This window comes from Kitasatospora sp. NPDC058492, assembly GCF_042720685.1.
Classification (GTDB): domain Bacteria; phylum Actinomycetota; class Actinomycetes; order Streptomycetales; family Streptomycetaceae; genus Kitasatospora.
This window is the reverse complement of record NZ_JBHXMU010000008.1, coordinates 101,701-116,035: the sequence shown is the minus strand read 5'-3', so window position 1 is coordinate 116,035 and position 14,335 is coordinate 101,701. Positions and strand designations below refer to the sequence as shown.

General features: G+C 75.4%; 15 protein-coding genes. 4 read left to right on the top strand and 11 right to left on the bottom strand.

Annotation, left to right across the window (positions count from 1 at the left end; translation table 11 throughout):
- Nucleotides 1-205 precede the first annotated feature (205 nt).
- A complete protein-coding gene (locus ACFWPI_RS08170) occupies nucleotides 206-2,350 on the top strand; it encodes a catalase (protein WP_380374382.1) in 2,145 nt (714 codons plus the stop codon).
- 141 nt (nucleotides 2,351-2,491) lie between these two features.
- Here the strand turns inward: ACFWPI_RS08170 and ACFWPI_RS08165 are convergent, their stop codons facing one another.
- The 11 genes from ACFWPI_RS08165 to ACFWPI_RS08115 form a co-directional block, all read right to left on the bottom strand.
- Nucleotides 2,492-2,950 (bottom strand): SRPBCC family protein, encoded by a 459-nt coding sequence (locus ACFWPI_RS08165; RefSeq protein WP_063352569.1) that lies wholly within the window; start codon nucleotides 2,948-2,950, stop codon nucleotides 2,492-2,494.
- A gap of 121 nt (nucleotides 2,951-3,071) precedes the next feature.
- Nucleotides 3,072-3,881 carry a ribonuclease BN gene (locus ACFWPI_RS08160; protein WP_380374379.1) on the bottom strand — a complete coding sequence of 270 codons (810 nt, stop codon included), beginning with the start codon at nucleotides 3,879-3,881 and terminating at the stop codon, nucleotides 3,072-3,074.
- Between the two features lie 274 nt (nucleotides 3,882-4,155).
- Nucleotides 4,156-4,581, bottom strand: coding sequence for an ATP-binding protein (locus tag ACFWPI_RS08155; RefSeq protein WP_380374377.1), 426 nt, complete (start codon nucleotides 4,579-4,581; stop codon nucleotides 4,156-4,158).
- A gap of 144 nt (nucleotides 4,582-4,725) precedes the next feature.
- Complete coding sequence (locus tag ACFWPI_RS08150) at nucleotides 4,726-5,091, bottom strand: hypothetical protein (protein WP_380374374.1); 366 nt, start codon at nucleotides 5,089-5,091, stop codon at nucleotides 4,726-4,728.
- Between the two features lie 130 nt (nucleotides 5,092-5,221).
- Nucleotides 5,222-7,570: a PP2C family protein-serine/threonine phosphatase gene (locus ACFWPI_RS08145; protein ID WP_380374372.1), complete on the bottom strand. Its 2,349-nt coding sequence runs from the start codon at nucleotides 7,568-7,570 to the stop codon at nucleotides 5,222-5,224.
- Entirely contained in the window at nucleotides 7,567-8,130 is a 564-nt protein-coding gene (locus ACFWPI_RS08140; RefSeq protein WP_380374370.1) for a response regulator, read from the bottom strand. The genes ACFWPI_RS08145 and ACFWPI_RS08140 overlap by 4 nt, the downstream gene beginning before the upstream one ends.
- A 185-nt stretch (nucleotides 8,131-8,315) precedes the next feature.
- Nucleotides 8,316-8,693, bottom strand: coding sequence for an STAS domain-containing protein (locus tag ACFWPI_RS08135; protein ID WP_380374367.1), 378 nt, complete (start codon nucleotides 8,691-8,693; stop codon nucleotides 8,316-8,318).
- 37 nt (nucleotides 8,694-8,730) lie between these two features.
- Nucleotides 8,731-8,889 carry a hypothetical protein gene (locus ACFWPI_RS08130; RefSeq protein ID WP_380374365.1) on the bottom strand — a complete coding sequence of 53 codons (159 nt, stop codon included), beginning with the start codon at nucleotides 8,887-8,889 and terminating at the stop codon, nucleotides 8,731-8,733.
- 104 nt (nucleotides 8,890-8,993) lie between these two features.
- Nucleotides 8,994-9,983: a SigB/SigF/SigG family RNA polymerase sigma factor gene (locus tag ACFWPI_RS08125; RefSeq protein WP_380374363.1), complete on the bottom strand. Its 990-nt coding sequence runs from the start codon at nucleotides 9,981-9,983 to the stop codon at nucleotides 8,994-8,996.
- A 416-nt stretch (nucleotides 9,984-10,399) separates the two neighbouring features.
- The gene (locus ACFWPI_RS08120; RefSeq protein ID WP_380374360.1) at nucleotides 10,400-10,885 is read right to left on the bottom strand and encodes an ATP-binding protein; all 486 of its coding nucleotides are present in this window, start codon (nucleotides 10,883-10,885) and stop codon (nucleotides 10,400-10,402) included.
- A gap of 12 nt (nucleotides 10,886-10,897) precedes the next feature.
- Complete coding sequence (locus ACFWPI_RS08115; RefSeq protein ID WP_380374358.1) at nucleotides 10,898-11,320, bottom strand: STAS domain-containing protein; 423 nt, start codon at nucleotides 11,318-11,320, stop codon at nucleotides 10,898-10,900.
- A gap of 314 nt (nucleotides 11,321-11,634) precedes the next feature.
- Here ACFWPI_RS08115 and ACFWPI_RS08110 point away from each other — a divergent pair, with 314 nt between their 5' ends.
- The 3 genes from ACFWPI_RS08110 to ACFWPI_RS08100 all read left to right on the top strand — a co-directional run bounded on the left by ACFWPI_RS08110 (nucleotide 11,635) and on the right by ACFWPI_RS08100 (nucleotide 14,154).
- Nucleotides 11,635-12,102, top strand: coding sequence for a hypothetical protein (locus ACFWPI_RS08110; RefSeq protein ID WP_380374355.1), 468 nt, complete (start codon nucleotides 11,635-11,637; stop codon nucleotides 12,100-12,102).
- A 195-nt stretch (nucleotides 12,103-12,297) separates the two neighbouring features.
- Complete coding sequence (locus ACFWPI_RS08105) at nucleotides 12,298-13,440, top strand: AI-2E family transporter (RefSeq protein ID WP_380374353.1); 1,143 nt, start codon at nucleotides 12,298-12,300, stop codon at nucleotides 13,438-13,440.
- A 183-nt stretch (nucleotides 13,441-13,623) separates the two neighbouring features.
- Nucleotides 13,624-14,154 (top strand): hypothetical protein, encoded by a 531-nt coding sequence (locus ACFWPI_RS08100; RefSeq protein ID WP_380374350.1) that lies wholly within the window; start codon nucleotides 13,624-13,626, stop codon nucleotides 14,152-14,154.
- Nucleotides 14,155-14,335: the final 181 nt, after the last annotated feature.

The window sequence follows — 14,335 nt, the reverse complement described above, 5'->3', positions numbered from 1 at the left end:
GCCAAACACCGCACTCAAACACCGCGCTCAAACACCGCGCTCAAACATCGCGCGCCTCTGCCGAACACCGCTGACCTCCTGCTTCGGCGCCGACGGCCGCTCGCGCGCGGTTTGCCGGGCCGCCCATCGGGCAGCCGCCCCGCCGACACGAGCCGGGGCCGACGGCCCGGCCGCCCCGCGCCGTTCCCAGGACGGAGACCGCGACATGCCCATCAACCCCGAAACCCCCCAGCCCGAGCCGCCCGCCGACCCCGGACCCGACGCCAAGGACACCACCGACGCCAAGGACGCCGCACTCGACGCCTTCCGCGCCCCGGACCCGGACGGCCCGCTCACCACCGACCAGGGTGTGCGCGTCGACGACACCGACAACTCGCTCGTCATCGGCGACCGCGGCCCCACCCTGCTGGAGGACTTCCACCTCCGCGAGAAGCTCACCCACTTCGACCACGAGCGCATCCCCGAACGCGTGGTGCACGCCCGCGGCGCCGGCGCCTACGGCTTCTTCGAACCGTACGAGTCGCTCGCCGGGTTCACCTGCGCCGACTTCCTCCAGGAGGCCGGGCGCCGCACCCCGGTGTTCGTACGTTTCTCGACCGTGCAGGGCCCGCGCGGCTCCGCCGACACCGTACGGGACGTCCGCGGCTTCGCCACCAAGTTCTACACCCGGCACGGGAATTACGACCTGGTGGGCAACAACATGCCGGTGTTCTTCATCCAGGACGCCGTCAAGTTCCCGGACTTCGTCCACGCGGTGAAGCCCGAACCGCAGAACGAGATCCCCACCGGCGCCTCCGCGCACGACACCTTCTGGGACTTCTGCTCGCTCCAGCCCGAGTCCACCCACATGCTGATGTGGGTGATGTCCGACCGGGCGATCCCGCGCAGCTACCGGATGATGCAGGGCTTCGGTGTGCACACCTTCCGCCTGGTGAACCGGGACGGGCGCGGCACGTTCGTCAAGTTCCACTGGCGGCCGCGGCTCGGCGTCTGCTCCCAGGTGTGGGACGAGGCCCAGGTCACCGCCGGGCGGGATCCGGACTTCCACCGCCGGGACCTGTGGGAGGCGATCGCGGCGGGGGACTTCCCCGAATGGGAGCTCGGTGTCCAACTGGTCACGGCGAAGGACGAGTTCGCCTTCCCCTTCGACCTGCTGGACCCGACGAAGCTGATCCCGGAGGAACTGGTGCCGGTGCGTCCGGTGGGGCGGATGGTCCTCGACCGCAACCCGCAGAACTTCTTCGCCGAGACCGAGCAGGTGGCCTTCCACACCGCCAACGTGGTGCCCGGGATCGACTTCACCAACGACCCGCTGCTCCAGGGCCGCAACTTCTCCTACCTGGACACCCAGCTGATCCGCCTGGGCGGCCCCAACTTCGGCCAGCTGCCCGTCAACCGCCCGCTGGCCGACGTGCGGACCAACCACCGCGACGGCTACGGCCAGCAGGTCGTCCACCCGGGGACGAGTTACGCACCGAACTCGGTGGGCGGCGGCTGCCCGTTCACCATGGGCGGCGGCCACCTGCCGGAAGGGGTGTTCCAGCACTACCAGCAACGGGTCAACGGCAGGGCGATCCGGCGGCGCAGCCCCAGCTTCGCCGACCACTACAGCCAGGCCGCGCTGTTCTGGCGCAGCATGGCGGGCTGGGAGCAGCGGCACATCACCGCCGCGTTCGCGTTCGAGCTCGGCAAGGTGGGCGACCAGGAGGTGCGGCGCCGGATGGTCGGCAACCTGGTGCGCGTGGACCCCGACCTGGCGGCGGAGGTCGCCCGGCGCATCGGCGTGCCCGAGCCACAACCGTCACCCGGAGAGCGGGCGGCAGCGAAGGGCGGCGAGGCGGCGGGCCCCCGGGTCTCCCCGGCGCTCAGCCTGGAGAACCTGCGCGGCAGCGGCATCCGCACCCGCAAGGTCGCCGTGCTGGCCGCGCCCGGGGTCGACGGCGGCCAGGTGCGGGCCGCGCACGAGCGGCTGGGCGCGCAGGGCGCCGTCGTGGAGACGCTGGCCGCGCACGGCGGTCACGTGGCCGCCCGTGGTGGTGACCCTCTGCCGGTGGACCGCCCGCTGCCCACCACCGCCTCGGTGCTGTACGACGCGGTGGTGGTTCCGGACGGCGCCGGGCCCGCGCTGGCCGCCGATCCGGACGCCGTCCGCTTCCTCGCGGAGGCGCTGCGCCACGGCAAGCCGGCGGCGCTGCTCGGCTCCGGCGTCGACCTGGCCCGGGCGGGCGGTTACGACGCGCCCGGGAGCCTGGCCGGCGTCGCGCTCCACGACCCGCAGGAGCCGGCGGATCCGGCCCTGTGGGACGGCTTCGCCCGGCTGGTCGAGCGGCACCGCTTCCCGGAGCGCTGACCCCACAGCGGCGCCACGTCCGTGCCCGTGCCCGCCGGCGGGGCACGGGCACACGGCGGCCCCGACCGTTCGAGCCGGGGCCGCCGCCAGGGGAGGTGCGGTCAGGGGGGCGTGGTCAGGGGACCTGGACGGTGACGGGGCTCAGCCGGGGGTGATCCGGCCGCGCCAGCCACCCTCCTCCCGGCCCTGGTCCTCGATGAAGTCCTTGAAGCGCCGGAGGTCCCCCTTGACCCTGCGGTCGACCATGCCCAGCATGTCGCCGGTCTTCTCGGCCATCCCCTCCGGCTGGAAGTTGATGGCCAGGTTGATCCGGGTGTGCCGGTCGTCCAGTTCCTGGAAGGTGACGACGCCCTTCTGCCGCACGTCGCCGTCCGTCGTGCGCCAGGCGATCCGCTCGTCGGGCAGCTGGTCGATGATCTCGGTGTCGAACTCGCGGGTGACGCCGCCGATGCTGGTCCGCCAGTGGTTGTGGCGCTCGTCCAGCTGGGTCACCGCATCGACGCCCTCCATGAAGCGCGGGAACTCCTCGAACTGGGTCCACTGGTTGTACGCGGCGTGCAGCGGCACGTCGACGTCGACCGTCTCCTTCACCATGCTCATCTGGGGCCTCCTCACGTGTGCGGTGGCCGAGCCTTTCCCGGCCGCCCGCGCGCCTGCCCGCTGCGCCGCGCCCTAACCCACCCGCGCGCCGTAGCGTCGGCCACCCGGCCTGGCGCCGGCGCTACGGCGTGCGGCGGGCCTGGACCACGGCGCGCCCGGCCAGCGCGCCGCCGTAGACGGTGTAGCCGACGCCGATCAGCCAGGACTGGACGATCAGTACCGTCCCGACCGTCCCGTAGGAGACCGCGTTGGACACCAGCAGCGGCGCGAAGACCAGCCGGGAGAAGAGCCGCAGGCCCGCCAGCGCCACCATGGTCGCGACGGCTCCGGGCAGCAGCTGCCTCGGCGGGACGCGTCCGGCGAGCAGCAGGTGCTGGAGCCACCAGAACAGCAAGAGGCCGCCGACGGTCGTGACGGCGATGCGGAAGGAGGGCTGGACGGCCGAGTGGCGCCAGGGCGCGCCGCTGGAGGCGGCCAGCACGATGTACCCGATCAGCCCGGCCAGGCCCAGGGTCTGGCGCCAGACCGCGTGCCACGGGCCGCGGTCGAGCTCCCACACGCGCTCGTAGACGCCCTGGACGGACGCCATCAACGAGACCCCGAAGACCGCCAGCGCGGCCAGGCCGAAGCCCGTGGTCGTGCTGAGCACCTGGCCCCGGGAGGCGAAGAGCCGGTGGACGGCGTCGGCGCCCGCCCCGCTCAGGCCGAGGCCGTCGGTGATCCACTCGGAGATCCCGCTGCCGCGCGAGGGGAAGGCGGCCGCGATGACGATCAGCAGCGGCACGAGGGTCACGAAGAAGAGCGCCGCGAAGGCCATCGAGCGCTGGAGCAGTTCGATGGTGCGGCCGTGTTCCCACACGCCGACGACGGCCGCCCGCAGGACCTGCCACCAGCTGCGGGCGATCTCCGTCAACCGGCTGCGGCGGCGCACGCCGCTCAACCCAGGACGCCGCGCGGCGACGGCGACGGCGACGGCGGGGACGGGGACGGGGACGGGGACGGGGACGGCGACGGTCGGTTCACGGCCACTGGATCCTCGCTGTGCTCGACGCCCACGGACGGACCTGCCCCGTCAGGATGCCACCGCGCGGGGCGCGTCCGGCGCTCCGGCGTCGCGACCGGCGCCCGGTGGCGCCGGGTGGCCGCGCGCGGACACCGCTCCTCCCGGACGCGGAACACCCGCCCGGCAGGCCGCCGACAGGCCGTCAGCTCGCGGGCAGCCGCAGGTCGCACCACACCGTCTTGCCCGTCCCCGACGGGTGCCAGCCCCAGCGCAGGGTGAGCCGGCTCAGCAGGAACAGGCCGAGGCCTCCCGATTCGTCCGGGGGGTGCGGGGGCCGGGGCAGCGGCGGGCGCGGGCTGGCGTCGCTGACCTCGATCCGCAGCCGGCCGGTGGCGCGGATCAGGAGCAGCGTCCCGGGCTCGCCGGCGTGGCGCAGGGCGTTGCCGACGAGTTCGGAGACCAGCAGGACGGCGTCGGCGACCAGCAGCGGGTCGCCGACGTCGGCCAGGAACTCGGCGGTGAAGGCCCGGGCGTCGGCGGCCGCCCCGGGGTGGGCCCGGAGCGGCAGCCGCTGCGCCCACGGCCTCGTGGGGAGCGGGCGTCCGGCGGAAGGCCGTGGTCCGGTCATGCGGTCGCCTCCTTCCCCGACCCGGTGAGGGGCCCGTGGTCGTCGTGGGATCGGCTCCGGGGGCGTCGCGCCTCAGTGGCCGAACAGGTGGCGGATCCGGCCGCCGCGCGGGGGCTCGACCGGTAGGCCGACGTCCTGGCCGCCCTACTGGGCGGGGCGTTCCTCGGGCGGCGCGGGCTGCTCGCCCCCGTCGGGCGGGAGGGGTCGCTCGGGCGGGTCCGGCCGCACCACCGGCTGGGACCGCTGGTGGGCCGCCCGGTGCGCGGCCGGCCGGACGGGGCGTCGGGTTCGCCGGGACCGCCGGACCGTCAGGACCATCAGGGCCAGGCCCAGGCAGAAGAGCAGGGCGAGGGCCAGCCCGGCGAGGAAGATGCCCAGGCTGTCGAGCGCCGGCAGGCGGATGCCCAGCACCGTCGCCTGGTAGTCGGGCCCGCCGGAGAGGTTGTCCGCGATCAGCAGTCCGGCGAAGGCACCGGCCGCCGCCATCAGCAGGAGTCCTAGCAGCAACATGGGGAGTCCTCTCCGTCGTCCGGTTCCGGTCGCCCCCGCAGGGCCGCGCCTACCCGGGCGGGCCCGTGCCTAACGCCGCGCTTCGCGGGCCTGCTCAGGGCGAGGGGACCGGGGTTCACGCGGCAGGGGGCTACCGGCTCTGGACGGCGATCAGGCAGGTGTCGTCGTCGGTGTCGGCGGGGCTGAGCTCCAGCAGCCGGTCGAGGTAGCGCTCCAGGTCGGGGCCGGGGGCTCCGGCGGCGCGGATCAGCTGGTCGACGGACTCCTCGACCGGGCGGTCCCGGCGTTCGACCAGGCCGTCGGTGTAGAGGACCAGGACGTCGCCCGGCGGCAGGTGGGCGGTGTGCTCCTCGTACCGGGCGTCGTCCAGGGCGCCGAGGAGCACGCCGTGCGGCAGCGGCAGCACCTGGGCGCCGTCCGCTCCGACCAGGATCGGGGGCAGGTGCCCGGCCCGCGCCCAGCGCAGTTCGCCGACGGCCGGGTCGATGAGCACGCAGACGGCCGTCGCGGTGATCTGGCCGGGTTCGCGCAGGGCGACGGTGTTGGCCCACTCCAGCATCCGGGCCGGGCCGGCCCCGGTGACGGCGAGGCCGCGCAGCGCGTGCCGCAGGGCGACCATGCCGGTGGCCGCGCCGACGCCGTGCCCGGCGACGTCCCCGACGGTGAGCAGCACCCGCTTGTCGGGCAGCAGCAGCACGTCGTACCAGTCGCCGCCGACCCGGTCGTGCTGGGCGGCGGGGCGGTAGCGGACGGCGGCGCGCAGGCCGGCCGGGCCGAGCGGGGGCGGAGCGGCGGGCAGGAGGGCCTGCTGGAGCCGCAGCGCCAGTCGCTCGCTGTCGGCGGTCTCCTGCTCGCTGTCGGCCAGGCGTGCCCGGGTGGCGCCGAGCGCGACCTCCGTACGGTGCTGGGCGGACACGTCGTGGAAGGCGCCGCGCACCCCGGTGAGCCGGCCGTGGTCGTCGAGGAGGGGCTCGGCGATCACCCGGGTGTACCGGTGGGTGCCGTCCTGGTGGGCCAGGCGGACGACGGCGGAGGCGGTCCGGTGCCGGCGCTGGACGGTGTCCAGCAGGCGCCGGATCGCGGGCTCGTCGTCGGGGTGGGCGTGCCGGGCGAGCTGGGCCAGCGGGACCGGGTCGGTGTCGGGCGGCAGCCCGTAGATCTCGTGCAGGCCGTCGCTCCAGCGGATCCGGCCGTCGGCCGGGCACTCCTCGAACCCGGCCACCCGGGCCAACCGCTGGGCCTGGCGCAGCAGGGCGCTCTGCTCGGCCTCACCGGCCCGCGCGGTCTCCGTCTGCCAGCCGACCAGCACGCGGCCGCCGACGGGGGCCGCCGCGAGCAGGACGGTGGCGGGAAGCGCGAGTCCGCCCTGCTGGAAGACCAGCCGGACCCGCTCGCCGGGCAACGGGACCCCGGTCTCGTGCACCCGGATCAGCCGTTCGAAGAGGCCGCCGGCGCACGCGGCCGGGTAGACCTCCAGGAGCGAGGTGCCCTCCAGCGTGTCCCGGGGGCGGCCCAGTGGATCGCGGAAGTGCGCGTTGGTCCGCAGGAGCGTGAAGTCGGCGACCTCTCCTCGGCGGACGACCGGCTCCAGCAGCAGGGCCGGGGTGGGCAGGCCCTCCAGGAGGGCGGTGTCGTCGCCGGGCGGGACGGGGACGGGGGTGGGGGCGGCGTCGGCGTCGGCGTCGGCCAGGAGGGTCGCGCAGAGGTCGGCGAGGGCGTGGAGCCGACGGCGTTGGGGCCCGCCGAGCACGGGGGCGGGGGCGGGGGCGGGGCCGGGTGCGGGGGCGGGGGCGGGGCCGGGTGCGGGTGCGGGTGCGGGCCACAGGACCTCCAGCGCGCCCCGGCGGCGGCCTGCGTCGATCAGCGGGAGGACGGCCCGGGCCGAGCCGGCCCCCACCGACGGGCCTGCGGCCTCCGGATCGCCGGGCCACAGCTCCGCGCCGCCGACCACGACGCGCTGGGCCGGGGTGGGGACGCCGGGTGGCACCCGGCTCCAGGCGTCGGCCTCGGCAGCGGACAGCCCGGCGTGCGCGGCGAGGGCGAGCACACCGCCCGGCAGCCGCAGCCACAGCGCGACGGCGTGCGCGCCGAGCGCATCTGCCGTCTGCTCCAGGACGGCTTCGGCGACGCCTTGCAGATCAGCGATGGCGGCCAGCGCGGGCGTCACGGGTTCGGCTGTGCCCGCGAGCAGCCCGGGTGCCTGGCCGGGTGGCTGGCCAGGTGGCTGGCCGGACATCCCGGCGATGTCGGCGGCCAGGGCCGCCACGGGCACGGCGGCCTCCCGGGCGAGCCTGGCGAGTCGGGCGGCGGCTTCGGCGGGGAGCAGGCCGAGGCGTTCGGCCAGGATCCCGGTGGCCAGGTCGACGACGGCGCGGGCGCGGGCGTCGGCTTGCACCCGGGCGGCGGTGCTCTGGAGCCGGCGCACGGTTTCGGCGAGGGCCCGGGCCGTGGTGTCCGAGGGCTCGTGCCCGGCGGTCATGGCGTGTCCAGCCAGTGCCGCATCCGGCCGAGCAGGTGTCGGGTGTCGACGGGTTCGGTGACGTGGTTGTCGGCGGCGGCGAGGCTCTTGTCCTGGTCCCCCGGCATGGCCTTGGCGGTGACGGCGATGACCGGCAGGCGGGCGAAGCGCTCGTCGGCGCGGATGGCGGCGATCGCGGTGCAGCCGTCGAGGCCGGGCATCATCACGTCCATCAGCATGAGGTCGGTCTCGGGGCGGGTGCGCCGCAGGTCGAGCCCGGCGCGGCCGTCGGGGGCGTGCAGCAGGCGCTTCCAGGTGCCGGAGACGCCCTCGACCCGGGCCTGGCCACCGAGCCGGCCCTCGCTGCCGACCTCGCGGGCGATCCTGGTCACCTCGCCGGCGAACGCGGACGGCTGGTCGACCATGGCGTTGAAGATCGTCGCGATCTCCCCGAGCACGCCGGGCCGCTCGGGCGCGGGCCGGGTGGCGAAGTCCCCGTCGCGCACGGCGGTCAGCCCGGCGCGCAGGTGCCGCAGGGCCTGCTCGGCCGGATCGGCGCCGGGTGCCGGCCGCTCGTCCATCCGTTCCACCGCCCGGGTCCGCCGCACGCCCGGGGTGCCCGACCGGGCGCCCCGACCCCGGGGCGGCGGGCCGCCGCCCTGCTCCCACTGTGCCACCGGAGGGCGAAGGGCGACAGGCAGGACAGGTGTCGGTCCGACGGGCCGAGGCCCGGGGCCCGCGCGGCCCGGGGCGACGGGCCGCGCGTTCACTCCGGTGGCGCGTCCCGCAGCACGAAGACCTCGACGGCCCCGGTCAGTTCGAGCATCCGCAGGACCAGCGGGCGGGGGCGGGCCAGTTCGATCCGGCTGCCCTCGGCGGCCGCGCGGGCGTGGGCCCGGAGCATCGCGTTGAGCCCCGTGGAGTCGCAGAACTCCAGGCCCGCGCAGTCGAGCACGATGACGGTGAGGGGCGCGGCCAGGGCCGCGTCGAGGGCCGTGTGCAGGGCACCGACCGAGTCGAGGTCGAGTTCGCCGTCCAGCGCGAGCACGGTGCCGCCGGCCCACGGCCGGGCCCGTGCGGTGAACCCGCCCGGCCCCGGGGCACCCGGCGCCGGGGCACGTCCGGTCGGTGGTCGGCGGGTCATGGTGTCGGCTCCTTCCGTTACCGGCCGGTCGGGCGGTTCACGCCGTACGGTACGCATCCGCTCGGGCGGGTGCGGGGCGCAGCCCGTGGCCGGGGGCGCCGCCCGCGCCGGGGGTGACGGTGCCGCCCGCCGGGTCGGGGGCGCCGTCGAAGGGCAACCGCTCGACCCGGACGTGGTCGGAAACCTTCGGGGACACGGTGTTCCTCCTTCATCACGCTTCATCACGCTTCGCCCAGGGCGGCCCCCCCGCAGCGCGGCTATCCGCTACGGGGGGCCGGAAACGCCCGGGAGGGAGGGAAATCAGCGCGGCGCCTCGGGTTCAGCGGCTCCCTCGTCGTCCGCTCCACAGTCGTCCGCTCCACAGTCGTCCGCTCCCTCGGGTTCGGCCGGACCTGCGGGTTCGTCCGCCCAGCCGGGGGCGTCGCGGTCCTCCAACTGCTCGCGCAGGCTGGTGAGGGTGGCGGTGAGCAGGCGGGAGACATGCATCTGGGAGACGCCGATGCGCTCGGCGATCTCGGACTGGGTCCAGCCGTCCCAGAAGCGCAGCTTGAGCACCGTCTGATCGCGGCACGACAGTCGGGCGAGCAGGGGGCGCACGGCGGTGCGGAACTCCGCGAGTTCGATGCCGGGGTCGCAGGCCCCCAGGCGGTCGAGCATGGCGCTGCCGCTCTCGTCGAGGTCCTGCTCGCGCGGCGCGTCCAGCGAGTCGGGCCGGTAGACGCGGCCGGCGACCAGGCCCTCGGTGGCCTGCTCGACGGTGATGTGGAGGTCCTCGGCGATCTCGTCGGGGTGCGGGAGGCGGCCGAGTTCCTGCTCCAGCCGGTCGGATCCGCGGGCGACGGTCAGGTACAGCTCCTGCATGCCGCGCGGGACCCGGACCGGCCAGGAGGTGTCGCGGAAGAAGCGCTTGATCTCGCCGGCGATGGTGGGGATGGCGTAGGTGACGAACTCGACGCCGCGCTGCGGGTCGTAGCCGTCGACGGCCTTGATCAGGCCGATCGTGCCGACCTGGAGGATGTCGTCCATGTCCTCGGCGCGGTGCCGGAAGCGGGCGGCGATGAAGCGCACCAGTGGCATGTTGAGTTCGATGATCGTGCCGCGCACGTAGCTGTACGCGTGCGTTTCGCGGGCGAGTGCGGCCAGGCGCTCGAACAGCGTGTCGCTGAGTTCGCGCGCCTCGTACTTGCCCATCGCGCGCAGTTGCGCGTCCGTCGGGCGGGGTGGCACGTCGGGCGGCAGGCCGGACGGCGGGGCGGCCGTCCGGTCGGTGGGGCGACCGGTTTCCATCATGGTGGACACGGTGGCTCTCTCCTGGGGCATCGGGGCGAACGCCCGGCACCGCGAGCGGCTCGCGCCGAACGCGACGGGGCTGCTTTCCGGAGGACCTGTGCCCGGCTTCCGTCGGGCGACGGTCCCGGTGGCACCCGGCGAGGGTGCGGACGCGACTGGCTGCGATCCACGGCCGCGTCATGCGTTCTCTACCCGACACACGACTTCCAATTCATGCTTTGGGCGGTTTATTACCTTATCTACGGGTGCACGCGCATGCCGACCACGCCGGTCAGGATGACCATCCCGACTCCCCCGGGCCCGGACACCGAGCCGCCCCCCACCCGAACCCCGCCCCGAAGCCGGGCGAGGACCCCGACCCGAAGCCGCCGCCCCAGCCGCACCCCGGTCAGCTCTGACCCCCTGTTCCCGGGGGGTCAGAGCTGGAGGGCGCCGGGATCCACCGGGGGCGCGACCTCCAGCCAGACCAGCTTCCCCTCGCCCTCGGGCAGGCAGCCCCAGTCGCGCGCCAGCCGGTCCACCACCCGCAGGCCGTGGCCGCCGGGACGGCCCGGGTCCGCGAACGGGCGCAGCCGCGGCGCGGCCGGGCTGGCGTCCGAGACCTCCACCCGCAGCCGCTCGCCGTCCCAGCCCAGCCGCAGCTCCCGGGGACCGCCGGGCGCGTACAGGCACGCATTGGTGACCAGCTCCGACACCATCAGCAGCACGTCCTCCGCCGCCGCCAGCCGCCCGGCATCCGGCGCGGGCAGCCAGTGCCAGGCGAGCAACGCCGCACGGCTGAAGTCCCGGGACCGCTGGACCGCGCTCTCACTGCCGGCCAGTACGAGCCGCCTGGTCCGGTCGGAGCCGCTCGGCCGCTGGCCGGAGTCCTTCGGCAACGCTCCCTCCCCGGAGCTCTTCATGCCGGGTTCTCCTCACTCCACGTCGTCGCAGCCGCGCTGCGGCGGGTCCGCGGTCTTCAGAGCGGCGTCGAGGTCGGGGTGGATGCGCAGCACCGTATCGGCCTCCGTGATCGCGAACAGCCTCGCCACCACGGGCCTCGGACCGGCGAGTTCCAGCCGCAGGCCGGCCGCCTCGGCGTCCAGGCGTGCGCGCAGCAGCAGGTTCAGCCCGGTGGAGTCGCAGAACCTCAGGCCGGTGAGGTCGACGACGATCCATTCCTCGCCCCCGGCCACCGGACGGGACAGCGCCGTCCACAGCCCGTTCGCGCTGCCATGATCCAGTTCGCCTTCGACGGAGACCACCCGCGCGCGGCCCTCCCGGCGCACCGCGACGCGAAGGCCGCCGACTTGCTGCTCCTCCTCACCCCCGCTGAGCTGCTCGGCCGGCCGTGGCATGGAGGGCTCCCGGCCCGGTCGCGGCGGCGTCCTGTCGTCCCGACCGCCACCCCGCGCGGCGGTTCGGGTCGCGCGTCCGGCCCGGGCCGGACGGACCGCCGCCCCGGGCAGCGCCGGGCCCACCACCCGCTCCTCATCCATGCCCCGCGTGTGCCCGCAGCCACGGTGGCTACACGTGTGCCGGCGTTCTCCACCGTCGGGCACGTCGGCCTGTTCCTGACCACCGCGGCGGTGTACGTGGCTGGCCACGCGGGGGCCAAGGCCGCGCTGTCCGGCCTCACCGGCGTCCTGCTCGACCGATACGGCTCGGCTCGGTGGACGAACGCGGACGGCACGGCCGCGCCCGCGAACTGCGGCTGCCCGGGGCGCTGTTCGGCCTCGGCGCGCTGGCCCTGGCCGGGCTGTCGCCGTTCGGCACCGGGCTCGACAAGACCGTCGCCGAGGAGGTCGCCGGGCGCGAACTCGGTCGGCTACCCGCCGTGTTCGGGCTGGTCTCGGCGCTCACCGGCGGCGCGGCGCCGGCCGTACCCGCAGCGTCGGCTCCCGAGACCTGGTGGACGACCTCCGGGATCGGGCTGGGCCTGCTCTCCGCCCTGATCGCGGTCGACTTCGCCGTCGCCGCCGCCGCCGTGCGCCGCGACCCCAGGCGCGGCACCGGCGGGCCGTACCGGACGACCGTCCGGCCGCTGCGCCGCCTCCACTCCGGGCTGCTCGGCGACTACGTGGCGTGGTTGGCCGTGGGCCTCACGGCGCTCCTGGTCGCGCTCACGGCGCAGCTGTGAACGCGAGCGTTCCGACCCGTCGACCGTTTCCGCCCCGTCGGCCCGGGTAGCCGCGCGACGCCGGACGAAGCCCGGCAGACGCCAGGGAGGCCGCCCGTGCGAGTGAACGGCGCGAGACCGGCCCGGCGGCGCCACCCGACCCGGGTGGTCCTGCCCCGGGCGCGCCCCATCGTGTCCGGCGGGTCCGGAGGCCGCGTGCCGGCCGGGCTGCGGACCGCCGCCGGGTACACCTGGCGGCTGCTCCTGCTCGGGGTGGCCGCCTACCTGGCCGTCTCCGTCCTCGGCCAGCTCCAGATGCCGGTCATCGCCGTGTTCCTGGCGCTGGTCATCACCTCGGTCCTGCGGCCGCTCGTCGACCTGCTGGCACGGGCGCTGCCCCGCTCGATCGCCGTCCTGCTGGTCCTCGTGTGCGCCATCGTGGTCGTGGGCGGCGTTCTCGCCCTGGTGGGGACGACCGTCGCCGGCGAGTGGGGCCGGCTGGGCACCGAACTGCGCGGCGGCCTCGGGCAGATCGACCACCTGCTCGCCGGCGCCCCCTTCCACCTGCGGGCCGGCACCGTCACCGACCTGCGCGCGAAGCTCGGCGAGTTCATCACCGCACACCGCTCGGCGCTGCTCAGCACCGCGCTCAGCGGGGCGAGCCGGGTCGTCGAAATGCTCACCGGGCTGGCGCTCGCGGTGTTCTGCTCGGTGTTCTTCCTCCACTCCGGCGACCGGATGTGGTGCTGGGCGCAGCACCAGCTCCCGGCCCGGTCACGATCTGCCTGGAACCGCGCGGGGCACGCCGCGTGGCGCACCTTCGCCGGCTACACCCGGGGTGTGCTGATCGTGGCGGCGACCAACGCGGTGCTGGTCGGCATCGCGCTGGTCGTCCTGCGGGTGCCGCTCGTGCTGCCACTGATCATGTTGGAGTTCGTCGCGGCGCTCGTCCCGCTGATCGGCTCCCCCATCGCGCTGGCCGTCGCCGCGCTGGTCGCCCTGGCGGCCCGCGGCCCGGTGGTCGCGCTGCTGGTGCTCGGGCTGATCGTGGTCATCGGCCAGATCGAGGGCCATCTGCTGCACCCGCTGGTCATGGGCTGGTCCGTCCGGATCCACCCGGTGGCGATCGCGCTGTCGGTGATCGGCGGCGCCGTGCTGGCCGGTGTCCTCGGCGCGGTGGTGGCGGTGCCGGTGGTGTCGGTCGCCTGGGCGGTGATCTGCGAACTCCGCGACCACGGCCCACCACCCCGCCCGAGTCCACGCACCGGCCCCCCAACGGCACACCACGGGCAGCCGCACCGCCAACACGACGAACGCCGCCCCCCGCACCGACCCGCCCCCGGCCGGGGCCCCCGGTGATCGGACTGATCACACCACGACGGCCCGAAGGGTCGAATCTGCGCAGGGATTGCACGCGGCCCGTTCCCTTCCGGGCCGGGCGTCGTTGAGCAGGTGATTGACGTGATCCGGCCCGAACGGTCCGCGCATTGCCAAGTGACCCGCCCAGGGCTCGACCCATTGGCATGACGAGGGAGACTGACGATGAAGCTGAGTGTTCGACGCGGGCTGCTGGCGGCGGCCGCCACGGTCGGGCTGATCCTGGTGGCGGCCGCGCCGCAGGCCACGGCGGCCGGCCCGCAGCACCCCGCCTCCACCACCAGTACCGAGCAGGCGGGCGGGCAGCGGGTGGCGCCGGGGGACCCGGTCCGCGACGGGAGCCCGGACTCCGCGGTCGACCGGGTCGCCGACTTCTACGGCGCCTACATCGACGCCGTCTCCGACGGCACCGACAACCTGTCGGACGGCCTGCGCGCCCACTACCTCACGGCGGACTTCCAGCAGCGGCTGGCCGCCTGGGAGCAGGCCAACCACGCCGACGGCGTCCTCCGCGCCCAGGACGTGCCCACCCACTGGGAGGTGCGGTACCACGACTCCGGAGCCGGCCACCTGTTCACCACCGTCACGCTCACCTGGGGCACCGGCCCCAACGCCACGCACACCAAGCTGGCCGTGCAGAGCGACCTGAGCACCAAGCTCATCTCGGACATCGAGGACGCCCCGGCCGGATACTGACACGAGCCCGGAGCGGGTGACGGAGCGGACGGTGGGAACGCGGGCGGCCGACGACATCGCGTGAGAGCGAAGCCGCCGATCCGCCTCCCGCCGACTGCCGGCAGTGGGGGGGGGGGGGCCCCCCCCCCCGGGCCCCCCCACCCGGCCCGGCCCCGGCCGCGGGGGCCCGCCCGCGGCGGGC

Bases quoted from the DNA above. Each gene is read 5' to 3' on its own strand.
- ACFWPI_RS08170 (WP_380374382.1), top strand. From the start codon at position 206: ATGCCCATCAACCCCGAAACCCCCCAGCCCGAGCCGCCCGCCGACCCC.
- ACFWPI_RS08165 (WP_063352569.1), bottom strand. From the start codon at position 2,950: ATGAGCATGGTGAAGGAGACGGTCGACGTCGACGTGCCGCTGCACGCC.
- ACFWPI_RS08155 (WP_380374377.1), bottom strand. From the start codon at position 4,581: ATGACCGGACCACGGCCTTCCGCCGGACGCCCGCTCCCCACGAGGCCG.
- ACFWPI_RS08150 (WP_380374374.1), bottom strand. From the start codon at position 5,091: ATGTTGCTGCTAGGACTCCTGCTGATGGCGGCGGCCGGTGCCTTCGCC.
- ACFWPI_RS08145 (WP_380374372.1), bottom strand. From the start codon at position 7,570: ATGACCGCCGGGCACGAGCCCTCGGACACCACGGCCCGGGCCCTCGCC.
- ACFWPI_RS08140 (WP_380374370.1), bottom strand. From the start codon at position 8,130: ATGGACGAGCGGCCGGCACCCGGCGCCGATCCGGCCGAGCAGGCCCTG.
- ACFWPI_RS08135 (WP_380374367.1), bottom strand. From the start codon at position 8,693: ATGACCCGCCGACCACCGACCGGACGTGCCCCGGCGCCGGGTGCCCCG.
- ACFWPI_RS08125 (WP_380374363.1), bottom strand. From the start codon at position 9,983: ATGATGGAAACCGGTCGCCCCACCGACCGGACGGCCGCCCCGCCGTCC.
- ACFWPI_RS08120 (WP_380374360.1), bottom strand. From the start codon at position 10,885: ATGAAGAGCTCCGGGGAGGGAGCGTTGCCGAAGGACTCCGGCCAGCGG.
- ACFWPI_RS08115 (WP_380374358.1), bottom strand. From the start codon at position 11,320: ATGCCACGGCCGGCCGAGCAGCTCAGCGGGGGTGAGGAGGAGCAGCAA.
- ACFWPI_RS08100 (WP_380374350.1), top strand. From the start codon at position 13,624: ATGAAGCTGAGTGTTCGACGCGGGCTGCTGGCGGCGGCCGCCACGGTC.